A 13,748-nucleotide genomic window follows, 5' to 3' on the forward strand; every position below is an offset into this window, starting at 1 on the left:
GGCCCGGCGACGCTTGTGCGTCACCGGGCCGGATCGGGTCGGCTCACTTCACCGAGGCCTTCTCCCGTTCGGGCTCGACGACGGCGAAGCCGGTCGTCTTCGGGGTGGTGAACGCGTGGGCCAGACCGGCCAGGGCCAGCAGAAGCATCAGGGCGGCCGCGCCGTACGCCACGAGGGCGGCCTGAGCGGCCTTGGCGCCGAACTCACTGAAGCCGTAGCTGGTCAGCAGCAGACCTCGCAGGGTCTCACCCTTGAACACCGTCTCGCGTTGCTGGGTGACGTCGGCCAACTGCTTGGTCAGGTCGTCGACCTTGGCCTGGTCGACCGGGGTCGCCTTCTGCGCCTCGGTGAGCTGGTTCTTCAGCTGCGTCTGGGGGATGCCGAGGTCGGCGTAGGTCTGGCCGTTGGCGATGGACTTCAGGTGCAGTCCGATGAATTCGTTCGCGTAGCACTCGGCCTGCTTGCCGGTGGTCATCGGCTGGCCGGCGTACTCGGTCAGGCAGGGGGCCTTCTTCTCTTCGCCGGTGAGGGTGTCGGCGGTTTTGAAGGTGATGTGCTGGGCGGCGAGCTGGTCGTGGACGTAGTTGTTGGCGAAGCTGGCGTTGGCGCTCAGAACGATGCCGGCGACCAGGAGGAGGGCGGCGATGGCGAGTCCGCCGATGCTGAACAGGATGTCGAGGGTGCGGCGCTTCATGGTGTGCTCCTTGAGGAGGGGAGAGAAACACTTCGTTGCCCTCACAGCATCGGCTCGGGGCGAGCGACGTGGCAGAGACCGAGTTCCCGGATTCGGTGGGACCAAAGACACCGACCACGCGGGACCGAACGGCCCTCGGCCCGGGAATGCAAAGTGCGGTGTGGTCCTCGAAGGACCACACCGCCACGTCCGGCGTACGGCTGACCCGCATTCCCACGCGGGTGTCCGCCCAGGCCCTCCTCGCGGGAAGCCGTCGTCCGGACCAGTCCATCAGACCGCATCGGTCCGGCCTTCGGGCAGAGCACAAAGTCCCCGCCGACCAACCCGCACGGCCCTGGCCCGTCGAACCGTCTGCGGCGACCGTGGAGGGATGAGAACGGCAATCTTCGCCGAATGCCTGAACGCCGCGGTCGCGGCTCCGTCCATTCACAACACGCAACCGTGGCGGTTCCTGCCGCGCGAACATGCCATCGACGTGTACGCCGACCGCAGCCGGCGACTGGCGGTGATCGACCCGGACGGCCGGGAACTGACGATCTCGATCGGCGCTGCGGTCCTGAATCTGCGCGTCGCGTTGCTGGCGCGTGGATACGAAGCGCTCTACGCGCTGTTGCCCGACAGGTCGCAGCCGGACCTGATGGCGAGGTTCACCATCGGCGGGCGAATCCGGCCCACCTACCTGGCCCGGCGGCTGGCGGGCGCCATTCCGCGTAGACATACCAACCGCCGGCCGTTCCGGACCGCCGAGCTACCGGACGTCGTCCTCGAAGAACTCGGCCAGGCGGCCCGGGCAGAGGACTGTCATCTACTGATCGCCGATCCGCCGTTGCGCGACGGAATACTGGGGGTGGTCCGCCGGGCCGAGACCCTCCGCCGGGCCGACCCGGAGTACCTGGTGGAGCTGGCCGAATGGACGGCTCCCGCGCCCGGTCGCCGGGAGGGCGTGCCGGCGGTGGCGTACGCCGCGTCAGACCCCGACGAGCGCATCCCCTTGCGGGACTTCGGGCTCGCCCGTCCGGCGCGGTACGCCTGGCCTGCCGTCTTCGAAGACGATCCCACTGTGGCGGTGCTCTACAGCACCGGCGACTCGCCGTACGCATGGCTGCGGGCCGGGCAGGCACTGGAGCGCGTACTGCTGACGGCGACCGCGAACGGCGTTCAGAGCACGCTGATGACTCAGCCGCTCGAGTACGCCGACCTACGGGCATTGTTCGACGACAGTGCGCAGGGCCGGGTGGCGCAGGCGATCATCCGGCTCGGCTACGCCCATGAGGCACCGCCGTCGCCCCGCCGGGCGCTGGCCGACTGCGTCATGGAAGGCGTGGAGGACAGCGGCCTGCCGGACGTGTCCGGCTGATCGGCCGTGGATTCAGGCGGGCTCCACGATTTCGATCACCTGGTCGGCCGAGAGCCGGGGGGTGTGCGGAGGCAGCCGGTGCTCCGGATCGGTCGCACCCAGCCGGAGCACGAGATACGGGTGGCCCAGACCGGACAGGACTCTCGCCGCCAGCGTTTCGCGTACCGGTGCGACCTCGACGACCGAGCTGAACGGCAACACTGACAGGCCGAGTTCGGTCGCCTTCAGCCAGGCCGAGGCCAGCGCCTGTCCGGCCCGCAGCCAGTCGGCCGGACCGTCGCCCGGCCCGAACAGCATCAGATAGGTGGCGTACGCGTCGTTGCCGTCGGCCGGGTCGAGACGGCCGGCCCGGACGTAGTCCCGGCCGGGAACCGGACCGGCGGTCGGCTCAGACGGAACGACATCTAGGGGAACCCCAGTCGAGTCGGGGTGGTCACCGCCGACCCAGTACGCCAGCTCGGCCCGCTGCCGAGGATCGAGAAGCTCGCTGTGATCGGCGTGCGCGGCGGCCACTCCGAGTTCGGATACCTGCTCGGGTCGCAGCAGGTGCACGTCGACGCCGGGCATCGTGCCCGCCCGGCGTACTTCGGCGATGGCGCTCGGTTCGGCGGCGGCGGAGACCGGTCGCCGGTCGGTATGCCGTAGACGCATGTCCTGGACTGTCCGCATGGCCTGGCCGGTCACCTCCTGGCGCCCCGCGACGCGTACGCGGGCGAGCAGATCGTCGTCGGCGACGAGTTCGACGTCGGCCGTGACGCCTTCGGCCGCGAGCGCCAGAACCGCGTGCTGCAACGCCGCTCCGCAGCTGATGGTGAGCAGCCGCCCTTCGGGGTCGACCGCCCGCATCTGCCGCGCCCGATCGGCGTAGAGCTCCAAGACGTCGCCTAATACGCGCCAGCGCCAGGGTTGCGTGTTGAGGATGGACGGCGCGTAACCGGCGGCGGCCGCCGCCTTGGCGAGTAGCGCCGCAGGTTCGGAGCGGGTGATGTCCACGACGATCTCCTCCGGATGAGACGGCCGCATGCTGAGCCGGTTCGGTCTCAGCATGCGGCGAATCTGGTGATCAGCGGGTGACTTTCTCGCGATCGATCAGGTCGTGCAGATCGCGGTCGGTGATCCGGGGACGCGACTGAGTCAGGTGGCGTACCGTCGCCGCGACCCACAAACCCGCCGTCGTCGCGACCAGGGCCATGAGCGCTATCGACGAGCCGCCGATAAGGGCGACACCGGCGGCGATGACCGCCGCGGCCGCGAGCGTGCCGACCCACCGGCCGTAGGTCGCCGACGCGGCGTCGAGAGGCCAAGCCGCGATGACGCAGGCCAGCACGCCGAGCCCGACGACGACTCCGGCGACCGGCCGGACGGCGTGCAGGCCGGGCAGCCCGGGTCCGGCGGCCTGGGCGAGATACACCCCGACGGCAGTTCCGACGAGCAGCGTGGCGACCGTGTCCCGCCAAGGGATCCTCATGATGATCACTTCTCCTCTCCGGCAGGCCGAGGCCGGCGTACGCGGACGCCGGCCTCGGGTGGGTTGGTCACTTCAGCCACGGCAGACGCTGGACCAGTGAGGTTCGAGACCACCAGGCGCCGAACCCGAGGGTGTCGCCCGCCGAGATGAGGGCGAGCCCCACCAGGACGCCCGCCTGGATGAGGTGGTCGTCGAGGAACGGGTTGGTCGCCGGGTGCAGCACGACACTCCACATGAGAACGTAGAGCACGGTGCCGGCGACGGCGGCGATCCGCATGCCGATGCCCAGGATCAGGGCCAGGCCGATGCCGAGCAGTCCGGCCATGAACAGCCAGTCGGCCCACCAGGTGCCGGCGGCGTTGTGCCACAGATCGGTGAACGGGCCGGTGGCGGACTTGCCGAGGAATCCGGCGGTCGGGTGGCCCCCGTTGATCCAGGCGTTCTTGTCCGGTGTCGAGATCCCGAGACCGAACAGCTTGTCGAGGAACGCCCAGAGGAACGTCCAGCCGATGCCGATCCGCACACCGGCGAAGACGTAGCGGGCGGCCTTGTGCGCACCGGTCTCGGCGACCGGGCGGTGTGGGCCGGCGGTAGGCGCCGTGGCGCTGGGCCGGCTGGCGAGCGTGGTCATTGTCGTCTCCTTCGCGAGACACTTGATGCCTGCACTCACCATCGCTCCGGGCCGCCGACCGCCGTCAGTGCCGGGCGGCCCCGTTCGGGCGGCCGAAGGTCCCGTCAGCCGAGTGGCACCGACCACACGATGCGGGTGCCTTCGCCCAGCGGAGAGGTCAAGGACAGTTCGCCACCCCGCTGCCGGGCCCGTTCCCGGGCGTTGACCAGCCCGCTGGCCTCCCTGGCCCCACCTTGACCGTTGTCGTACACGGTGATCGTCAATCGTCCGGATCGGATCGCGACAGCCATCTCCACCTCGGTCGCCTGCGCATGGCGTACCACATTGGACAAAGCCTCGTTGATCACGGCCAGCACATCACCGTGGAGCTCGACCGGCACTGCGGAGTCGATGGGCCCGTCGAGCCGCAGCGCCGGACGGAAGCCGAGACCTTCGGCCGCGCGCTCGGCCAGGCCGCGGATCTCGGCCCGCAGCGAGGTGGAGGCCGGGGCGCGCAGCTCGAAGATCGCGCCGCGGATGTCGCGGATGGTGGCGTCGAGGTCGTCGACGGATTGATGGATGCGGGTCGCGACCTCGGGTTTCGTGGCCAGCGCGGCCACCGTCTGGAGCTGGAGGCCGGTCGCGAAGAGCCGTTGGATGACCACGTCGTGCAGATCCCGGGCGATGCGCTCCCGATCGGAAAGCAGCAGCAACTGCTCGCGGTCGAGGTGCGCCTGAGCGCGGTCGAGCGCCAGTGCGGCCTGGCTCGCGAACAGTCCGACGAGCCGCAATTCCTCGGTCTCGCGGGGCTCGCCGGCGTAGGCGACGATGAGCGCGCCACGCGAGTGCCCGAACGGAGAGATCGACGCGCGCAACTCTGGAACTGCGACGGGCCAGCTGGCGGCCTTGCCGACGTGCTCGACTTCGAGCTGCTCGCCGCGGGTGATCGCAGCCTCGACCGACGAGCCTTCCAACGCGATCGTGGCCCCGGCGAGGCCGTCGAGCGGATCGATGGAGTCGCACGCCGCGATCGTCAGGCTTTCGCCGTCGTCGTCGAGCAGGACTACGGTCGTGAACACCGCGTCGGCCGCCTCGCGGGCCTTGCGGACGACGATGGCCAGCGGATCCTCCGCGTCGTCCACGTCAGCGATCGCGGCCGCCACCTCGGCGGTGGCCTGCAACCAGCGTTGCCGACGCCCGGCCAGGGCGTAAAGGCGCGCGTTCTCGATCGCGGCTCCGGCGGCGGCGGCGAGGGCGACCATGATCTCCTCGTCGTCGTCGGAGAACTCGGGCGCGCCCTGCTTCTCGGACAGGTACAGGTTGCCGAAGATGTGGTCGCGTACGCGGATCGGCACGCCGAGGAAGCTGTGCATCGGCGGATGGTTGGGCGGGAACCCCGCCGACTGCGGATGGCGGGTGATGTCCGGCAGGCGTACCGGGCGAGGGTCGCCGATGAGCAGACCGAGCACTCCCTTACCGGTCGGCGGATTTCCGATCCGGGCATGCGTCTTCGGGTCCATGCCGTGCGTGATGAACTCGATGAGCTGCCGGTCGCCGCCGATCACGCCGAGCGCGCCGTACTTGGCGTCGGCCAGATGGCAGGCCGACACGACGATCCGCTCCAAGGTGGCGTGCAGATCTAGATCAGTGCCGATGCCGACCACCGCGTCGAGGAGGCTGCGCAGTCGCTCCCGGCTGTTCATCACGTCGCCTACGCGGTCCAGCAGCTCCTGAAGCAGCTCGTCCAGGCGTACGCGGGACAGCGGGGACAGACCGAGTGAACTCCACTGCTGTTCCACAGATGAATGGTACGGCCGTCCGGCGGCCGAGGAGCAGCCGCCGGACGGAGGGGATGGTCGTCACTTGGCGGGAATGGCGACCGGGATCTGACGGCTGGTCGGCTTGGGCTCCGTCAGCGGAACCTTCACCTCGAGGATGCCGTCGGCGTACTTCGCGGAGATCTTCTCCTCCTTGACGGCGCCGGGCAGCCGGATCGCCCGCTGGAGCACGCCGTACCGGAATTCGGTCCGGTCGTGCGCCTGCTTCTGCTCCTCACGGGTGCACCGGATGGTGAGCAGCCCGTGGTCGACGCCGACCTGGATGTCCTTCTGCGGGTCGCAGCCGGGCAGCTCGGCCCGGACCAGGTACTCGGTCTCGGTCAGCCGATCCTCGACCCGGATCAGCTGGCCCGGGCGAGTCAGCGTGTCCGGGTCGAACCAGTCGAACAGCTCTCCGAAGAATCTCGGCATCAGAGTGGTCATGGAACACCTCCCTTTTCTCTTCCATCCCATCGCTGCTCAGCGGCCTCAACCATGGACAGAAGTCCCGAGAACCCCGGCATCCGGCAGGGCCTTTGGTCACCCGAGCAGAGGCCGGCGCGCCCTGTCGCAGACGACCGGGCCGATCGATCGTCAGAACATGAGCACCGCCTTTGGCACTCGACCGGGGGTCGACCGGCCATGGTGACCCGCCGGGTTCTTCTCACCGCTGGACTGTCCACGGTCGGCGCAGGACTTACCGGCTGTGGGCCCCGGCGATCGAACGCACTGGTGTCACCGTCGAGCAGCCAAGTCGCTGCGGCCGAGTCGGCCCGGCGTCCCGGGCCGGAACACCTCGTCGTCCTCGAGGCATCGCCAACCGAGGTGGATCTCGGTGGTCTGACCGTGCCCGCGTGGGCCTACGGCGGGCGGCTGGCCGGACCGGCGCTCCGGTTGCGTGCCGGTGAGCAGCTCGTTGCGACGGTGCGAAACCGGCTGCCCGCGGAGACGACGGTGCACTGGCACGGCGTCACGTTGCGTAACGACGCGGACGGCGTACCGCATGTCACGCAGGAGCCCATCCCGGCCGGAGGTGAGTTCGTCTACCGATTCACCGTCCCCGCCCCAGGAACCTACTGGTTCCATCCGCATAGTGGACTGCAGCTCGACCGAGGGCTGTCCGGCCCGTTGATCGTCGACGACCCACAGGAGCCGCTGGCCTACGACCACGAGTGGATCGTCGTCCTCGACGACTGGCTCGATCGCACGCCCGAGGCGATCTACGCCGAGCTGATCCGCACCGGCGGCAGGACGGGTCCGGGCGGGATGATGGGCCGCGGGGTCATGGGCACGGTCGCCTACCCGCATCACCTGATCAACGGACGGTTGCCGGCCGACCCCGACGTGCTGCACGCGCGGCCGGGCGACCGGATCCGGCTCCGGCTGATCAACGCCGGCGGTGACACGGCGTACCGGGTGGTGCTGGGTGGTCATCGAATGACCGTCACGCATACCGATGGGCTGCCGATCCGGCCCGTCCCGGCCGACACGTTGCTGATCGGGATGGGGGAGCGCTACGACGTCCTGGTCACCGCCGCAGACGGCGTCTTCCCGCTCGTCGCTCTGGCCGACGGCAAGAACGGCGGTGGACTGGCGCTGCTGCGTACCGGCGGAGGGATGCCGCCGCCTGCGGGCGTACGCCCCGGCGAACTCGGCGGGCTGCTCCCGGCGTACGAGCAGATGAAAGCCGACGACAAGACGGCGCTGACGGACCGGGACGGGGCGCGGACCCTGCGCACGCGCCTGACGGGCGGCATGATGCGTTTCGAGTGGGGGTTCGACGGCCGGGTGTTCGACCATGACCGAGTGGACCTCGTGCTGTCTGCCGGCGAGCGGATACGTCTGGAGATCGCCAACACCACGATGATGTGGCATCCCGTTCACTTGCACGGTCACAGCTTCGCCGTGGGCGATCCTTCCGGTCCGCGCAAGGACACCGTCGGCGTGTTTCCCGGGCGCACCGTGGTCCTGCTGTTCGACGCGGACAATCCCGGCCGGTGGATGCTGCACTGTCACAACGCTTACCACGCGGAGGCGGGGATGATGACCTTGCTCGGTTACCGGGCCTAAAGACCCGGCGGTCGCGGGACCGGCGGCACTGCCACCGATCGGCTGGCGGCCGGAGGCTGAAGGTATGGCGACCAAGGAAGCTGACCGCGAAACCGCAGCCGCCGAGCCGGAGCGGCCCCGGAAGTCACAGGAGCACCTTCTCCGGTATCTGCGCGGCGTGGTCTACCACGATGACGAGGAAGAAGCGCGGTCCGAGACGACTGGCCGGCGGCCCCGGTGACCGCGACGGCTGCGCCGATCACCGGGTTGAGCAGTGCCGAGGCGACCGCCCGGCGCGATCGGGAGGGTCCGAACGAGGTCAGCCGGCCGCGCCCTCGTCACCTGGTGTCGCGAATCCTGGACCAGCTGCGTGATCCACTCGTGCTGTTGCTGCTCGCCGCGGTCGTCGTCACGATCGCCCTCGGCGATCTGCCCGACACGGCGATCATCGCTCTGGTCGTGGTGCTCAACACGGCCATCGGCGTGGTCCAGCAGGTCCGCGCCGATCATGCGATCGCGGCCCTGGACACGCTGACCGCGCCGACTGCGCGAGTGGTCCGCGACGGCCACGACCTGGTCGTTCCCGCAGCCCAGCTGGTACGCGAGGACTGGGTCCGCCTGGAAGCGGGCGACATCGTCCCGGCCGACGTGAGCATCGTGTACGCCCATCGGTGCCAAGCCGACGAGGCGGTGCTGACTGGTGAATCGCTGCCGGTCGTCCGAGAGCCCGGTGACGAGCTCCTGTCGGGCACGGTGCTGGTCACCGGCCGGGCCGAAGGACCGGTGCTGCGCATCGGCGGAGACAGCGCGCTCGGCCGGATCGCCTCGCTGGCCCGGGGAGCCAAGGCGGGACCGACGCCGCTGCAACGGCGGCTGGCCGGGCTAGGGAAGATCCTCGGCGCGGCGATCGTGACCGTGAGCGTCGTCGTGGGGGTCCTGGGTGTTCTCGCGGGTCGGCCGATCGTCACGATGGCGCTCGTCGCGGTCAGCCTCGTCGTGGCGGCCGTGCCGGAGTCGCTGCCTGCCGTGGTCACGTTGGCACTGGCACTCGGTGCCCGGCGCATCGCCCGGCACCAGGCCATCCCGCGGAATCTGCACGCGGTCGAAACGCTCGGTTCGGTGACCGTCCTGGCCTCGGACAAGACCGGTACCGTCACCGAAGGGCGCATGACCGTACGCCGGGCGGTCAGCGAAGGCGTCGCCTACGAGGTGCATGGCGCCGGGTATGAGCCGGTGGGTGTGGTCGTTCCCGAAGCGGAGCCTCCGTTGCGGGAGCTCGCGTTGGCCGGGATGCTGTGCTCCGACGCGGTGCTGCTTCCGCCGGATGACGACCACCCACAGTGGTACGCAGTGGGGGATCCCGTCGAGGCTGCGCTCGTCGCCTTCGCCGCCCGCTGCGGCCTCGATCCGCAGCCGGAGCGCACGGCGTGCCCACGGATCGCAGAGCGCCCCTTCGACCAGGCCACCCGTCGGATGACGACCGTCCACAAGCGAGGCACGGGGTACTACGCCGTCTGCAAGGGTGCGCCGGAGACAGTCTTCACGCCGCCGGTGGTCACGGGGGACGTCGAGGAACTGCGCCGAGCCGCCGCCGCGCTGGCCGCCGAAGGGCTCCGCGTGGTCGCTGTCGCGGCCGCGAGCGCCGATACTCCGATCGACCCTGCTGATCCACGGGGGCTGTGGCCGCTGGGGGTCATCGGCATCGGCGATCCGTTGCGGGCCGGAGCCGGCCGCAGCGCCGACGCGTTCGGGCAGGCGGGCGTACGCATGATGCTGATCACGGGGGATCATCCGAACACCGCGGCCGCAATCGCCGGACAGTTGGGCATCTGGCACGACGGTGACGGCGTCGGCACCGGCGACCATCCCGAGCGGGCGCACGATGTGCGGGTCTTCGCGCGTACGCGGCCGGAGCAGAAACTGGACATCATCGCGGCGCTTCAAAGCCGCGGCGAGGTCGTCGCGATGACCGGCGACGGCGTGAACGACGCGCCGGCGCTGCGCCGGGCCGACATCGGCGTGGCGATGGGCGGCGGGACCGAGGTCGCCCGGCAGGCTGCCGACCTCGTGCTGGTCGACGACAACCTGGACACGGTGACCGCCGCGATCGGCGAGGGCCGGCGCGTCTACGACAATATTCGTCGCTTTCTGCGCTATGCCCTGGCCGGTGGCGTGGCCGAATTGCTGGTCATGCTGGCGGGGCCGTTCCTCGGGTTGCCGGTGCCGCTACTGCCCGGTCAGATTCTGTGGATCAACCTGCTGACTCACGGGCTGCCTGGAGTCGCACTCGGCGCGGAGCCGGCCGAACCCGACGTGCTCAGGCGTCCACCGCGCGCGCCGGGGGAACAGGTGCTCGGCGGCGGACTGGGGCGCACGATCCTAGGCGTCGGCACCCTCGTGGCGTCGGTGTCGGCCGGACTCGCCGCGGTCGCTGCGAGCACCGGGCTGCCTTGGCAGAGCATGTTGTTCGTGACGCTGGGCCTGGCCCAGCTCGGCGTCGCGCTGGCGGTACGCGCCCGGCGCGACCGCGCCGATCGCTGGGCGAATCCGGGTTAGCTGCTGGCGGTAGCACTCTCCGCGATCGCACAGGCCGGCGCGGTGCTGGCCGAACCGCTGCGGGCGCTCCTGCGTACGGAGTCCCTCACCGGCAGCCAATTGCTGGTGTGTGCCGCTGTGGCCGCGTTGCCCGGCCTACTGCTGTGGGCCGTGAGCCGCCGCTGAGCGGCTCAGCTGACGCCGTTAGCGGGCTCGGCTTCGATGGAGCGTTCGGTGGAGAGCTCCGTGGCGAGCAGCCGCGCCCGGGTGTGCCGAAGCCGCTCGGCGATCACACCGGTGAACCGGCGCATCAACTCGTAGCCCAGTTCGGGATCGGCGGCGCAGAGTTCCCGTACGCCGGGGCCGTCCAACGCGACGGCGTGCACCAGGTCTTCGGCGGTGCCGGTGAACTGCCACCGATAGGGCGCGAACAGCCAGGACCAGCCGATGACCGAGCCGGGGCCGAGGGTCTCCACGACGACCTCGCCTCGACCCGGCAGGATGGTGCTCAGCTCGACGTGCCCGCCGTCGACCAGCCAGAAGCGATCAGCGCGTCCGCCCTCGGTGAACAGCCGGCTGCCCCGGTGGAAGATCGTGGTGTAGCCCCACATGGACAGGCGGTCGAGCTGCCGGTCCGACAGACCGGTCAGGAACGGGTGGGACCTCAGGGTCTGAAACGTCGTCTCGATCATGATGAACACCTCCACTGTTCACGACTGTTCACGGTGCGAATGACAGTGGCGTGACAGGCCCGGCGGACCATGTCACGCCACTGATCGGCCGGGTCAGGCCGATGGATCGGCGGATCCGGACCATTTCCAGTCGCGGATCCAGGGGTGGTCCTCGCCGTAGCGGCGGGTGTAGTCGCGGCAGATCTGGCGGGCGTCGGTCATCTGCTGGCGTAACGCGGCCGCGCCGACCGACAGGCCGGGCACCCGGTCGATCACGTCGGTGACCAGGTGGAACCGGTCGAGGTCGTTGAGCATGACCATGTCGAACGGGGTGGTCGTGGTGCCCTCTTCCTTGTAGCCGCGCACGTGGATGTTGTGGTGGTTGTGCCGCCGGTAGGTCAGCCGGTGGATGAGCGTCGGATACCCGTGGTAGGCGAACACGACCGGCTTGTCGAGGGTGAAGATCGCGTCGAACTGGCCGTCGGGCAGCCCGTGCGGGTGTTCGGTGTCCGGTTGCAGGCGCATGAGGTCCACGACGTTGACGACGCGGACCTTCAACTCGGGCAGATGCCGGCGCAGCAGGTCGGCCGCGGCCAGGGTCTCCAGGGTGGGCACGTCTCCGGCGCAGGCGAGCACGACGTCGGGTTCGCCCGTCCCGGCGGTGCCGGCCCAGTCCCAGATGCCCAGCCCGCGGCGGCAGTGCAGCTTGGCGTCGTCCATGGTCAGCCAGTTCGGCGCGGGTTGTTTCCCGGCGACGACGACGTTGATGTAGTGCCGGCTGCGCAGGCAGTGGTCCATCGTGGACAGCAGCGTGTTGGTGTCCGGTGGCAGATAGACCCGCACGACCTCGGCCTTCTTGTTCACCACGTGGTCGATGAAACCGGGGTCCTGGTGGGAGAAGCCGTTGTGGTCTTGGCGCCACACATGGCTTGACAGCAGGTACGTCAGCGACGCCAGGGGCTGCCGCCAGCCGATCTCGCGGGTGGTCTTGAGCCATTTCGCATGCTGGTTGACCATCGAATCGACGATGTGGATGAACGCCTCGTAGCTGGTCAGCAGCCCGTGCCGGCCGGTGAGCAGGTAGCCCTCCAGGAATCCCTGGCACAGATGCTCACTGAGCACCTCGATCACCCGCCCGCTGGGCGCGAGGTGATCGTCGCCGGGCACGATCCGGCCGGTGAACGCCCGGTCGGTCACCTCGAACACCGCGTTGAGCCGGTTCGAGGCGACCTCATCCGGGCCGAACAGCCGGAACCGATCCGGGTTCGCCCGGATCACCTCCGCCAGCCACGCTCCGGTGAACCGGGTGGCCTCCGCCGTCGTGCCACCCGGTGCGGGGACTTCGGCGGCGTACTCGTCGATCTCGGGGATGGCCAGGTCGCGTACCAGCGCACCGCCGTTGGTATGCGGATTCGCCGACATGCGCCGGGAGCCCTTCGGCGCGTTCCCCGCCAGCTTGACGGCGGGTACGCCGTTCGGGCCGAACAACTCGTCCGGCCGATAGGAACGCAGCCACTGCTCCAGCTGCTTCCGGTGCTCTTCGTTCTCGCGTACGCCGGGCAGGGGCACCTGATGCGCCCGGAACGTGCCTTCGACCGGTACGCCGTCCACCTCCACCGGACCCGTCCAGCCTTTCGGCGTACGCAGAACGATCATCGGCCACCGCGGCCGGCTGCCGTCCTCCCCCTTTCTCGCCCGCTGCTGGAGGCGCGAAATCTCGTCGAGCGCCCAGTCGAGCGCGCGTGCCATCTCATGGTGCACGGTCTCCGGATCGTTTCCGGCGACCACGACGGGCTGGTAGCCGTAGCCGCGCATGACCTGCAGCAGGTCTTCCTCCGGAATCCGGGCGAACAGCGTCGGGTTGGCGATCTTGTATCCGTTCAGTTGGAGGATCGGCAGGACCGCTCCGTCGGTGACGGGGTTGAGGAAGACGTTGCCGAGCCAGCTCGCGGCCAGCGGACCGGTCTCGGCCTCGCCGTCGCCCACGACGCACGCCACCACCAGGTCGGGGTTGTCGAACGCCGCCCCGTACGCGTGCATCAGCGAATAGCCGAGTTCGCCACCCTCGTGGATCGACCCGGGGACTTCGGGGGCGACGTGGCTGGGGATGCCGCCGGGGAACGAGAACTGGCGGAAGAGCTTCGCCAGGCCTTCCTCGTCTCGCCCGATGCTGGTGTAGACCTCGCTGTAGGTGCCCTCGAGCCAGGTGTTCGCGACGATGGCCGGGCCGCCGTGGCCCGGGCCGGTGACGAACAGCGCGTCGAGGTCGCGCGCCACGATCGCCCGGTTGAAATGCGCCCACAACAGGTTGAGCCCGGGACTGGTCCCCCAGTGCCCCAGCAGCCGGGGTTTGATGTGCTCGGCCGACAGCGGCTCCCGGAGCAACGGATTGCCCATCAGGTAGATCTGCCCGACGGTCAGATAGTTGGCTGCTCGCCACCAGGCGTCGACGGTGTCCAGCTCCTCGGCGGTGAGGTAGGTGGCGACGTCTTCGAAAGTCATCGTCATAGCCCGATCTTCGCGGGCCCGGCGGCCTGAGGTCAGTGC

Annotated in this window: 13 protein-coding genes; 5 read left to right on the forward strand and 8 right to left on the reverse strand. The window is 69.6% G+C overall.

Going from position 1 to position 13,748, the window contains the following annotated elements:
• Positions 1 to 43 precede the first annotated feature (43 nt).
• The gene (locus HOV77_RS07155; protein ID WP_290859253.1) at positions 44 to 694 is read right to left on the reverse strand and encodes a hypothetical protein; all 651 of its coding nucleotides are present in this window, start codon (positions 692 to 694) and stop codon (positions 44 to 46) included.
• A gap of 370 nt (positions 695 to 1,064) precedes the next feature.
• Here HOV77_RS07155 and HOV77_RS07160 point away from each other — a divergent pair, with 370 nt between their 5' ends.
• Positions 1,065 to 2,051, forward strand: coding sequence for a nitroreductase family protein (locus HOV77_RS07160; protein WP_290859255.1), 987 nt, complete (start codon positions 1,065 to 1,067; stop codon positions 2,049 to 2,051).
• Between the two features lie 12 nt (positions 2,052 to 2,063).
• Here HOV77_RS07160 and HOV77_RS07165 read toward each other — a convergent pair whose 3' ends face one another.
• The 5 genes from HOV77_RS07165 to HOV77_RS07185 form a co-directional block, all read right to left on the reverse strand.
• Entirely contained in the window at positions 2,064 to 3,098 is a 1,035-nt protein-coding gene (locus HOV77_RS07165) for a nitroreductase (protein ID WP_290859257.1), read from the reverse strand.
• A gap of 16 nt (positions 3,099 to 3,114) precedes the next feature.
• Complete coding sequence (locus HOV77_RS07170) at positions 3,115 to 3,519, reverse strand: hypothetical protein (protein WP_290859259.1); 405 nt, start codon at positions 3,517 to 3,519, stop codon at positions 3,115 to 3,117.
• Positions 3,520 to 3,586: 67 nt separating this feature from the next.
• Complete coding sequence (locus tag HOV77_RS07175) at positions 3,587 to 4,150, reverse strand: DoxX family membrane protein (RefSeq protein ID WP_290859261.1); 564 nt, start codon at positions 4,148 to 4,150, stop codon at positions 3,587 to 3,589.
• Between the two features lie 104 nt (positions 4,151 to 4,254).
• The gene (locus HOV77_RS07180; protein ID WP_290859694.1) at positions 4,255 to 5,832 is read right to left on the reverse strand and encodes a GAF domain-containing protein; all 1,578 of its coding nucleotides are present in this window, start codon (positions 5,830 to 5,832) and stop codon (positions 4,255 to 4,257) included.
• Positions 5,833 to 5,988: 156 nt separating this feature from the next.
• Positions 5,989 to 6,390: an Hsp20/alpha crystallin family protein gene (locus tag HOV77_RS07185; protein ID WP_290859263.1), complete on the reverse strand. Its 402-nt coding sequence runs from the start codon at positions 6,388 to 6,390 to the stop codon at positions 5,989 to 5,991.
• 288 nt (positions 6,391 to 6,678) lie between these two features.
• Between HOV77_RS07185 and HOV77_RS07190 the strand changes: the two genes are divergently transcribed.
• The 4 genes from HOV77_RS07190 (at position 6,679) to HOV77_RS07205 (ending at position 10,716) form a co-directional block, all read left to right on the forward strand.
• A complete protein-coding gene (locus HOV77_RS07190) occupies positions 6,679 to 8,016 on the forward strand; it encodes a multicopper oxidase family protein (protein ID WP_290859265.1) in 1,338 nt (445 codons plus the stop codon).
• 64 nt (positions 8,017 to 8,080) lie between these two features.
• Positions 8,081 to 8,236, forward strand: a complete 156-nt coding sequence (locus HOV77_RS07195; protein ID WP_290859267.1) for a hypothetical protein — start codon at positions 8,081 to 8,083, stop codon at positions 8,234 to 8,236.
• Positions 8,233 to 10,551: a cation-translocating P-type ATPase gene (locus HOV77_RS07200; protein WP_290859269.1), complete on the forward strand. Its 2,319-nt coding sequence runs from the start codon at positions 8,233 to 8,235 to the stop codon at positions 10,549 to 10,551. Before HOV77_RS07195 ends, HOV77_RS07200 begins: the two co-directional genes overlap by 4 nt.
• Positions 10,552 to 10,593: 42 nt before the next feature.
• Positions 10,594 to 10,716: a hypothetical protein gene (locus HOV77_RS07205; RefSeq protein ID WP_290859271.1), complete on the forward strand. Its 123-nt coding sequence runs from the start codon at positions 10,594 to 10,596 to the stop codon at positions 10,714 to 10,716.
• Positions 10,717 to 10,721: 5 nt separating this feature from the next.
• Here HOV77_RS07205 and HOV77_RS07210 read toward each other — a convergent pair whose 3' ends face one another.
• Together HOV77_RS07210 and HOV77_RS07215 are read right to left on the reverse strand one after the other, a co-directional pair.
• Entirely contained in the window at positions 10,722 to 11,222 is a 501-nt protein-coding gene (locus HOV77_RS07210) for a cyclic nucleotide-binding domain-containing protein (protein WP_290859273.1), read from the reverse strand.
• A 93-nt stretch (positions 11,223 to 11,315) separates the two neighbouring features.
• Positions 11,316 to 13,703 carry a phosphoketolase family protein gene (locus HOV77_RS07215; protein ID WP_290859696.1) on the reverse strand — a complete coding sequence of 796 codons (2,388 nt, stop codon included), beginning with the start codon at positions 13,701 to 13,703 and terminating at the stop codon, positions 11,316 to 11,318.
• Between the last annotated feature and the right edge of the window lie 45 nt (positions 13,704 to 13,748).

This window comes from Hamadaea sp. (assembly GCF_013362815.1).
In the GTDB taxonomy this organism is placed as follows: domain Bacteria; phylum Actinomycetota; class Actinomycetes; order Mycobacteriales; family Micromonosporaceae; genus Hamadaea.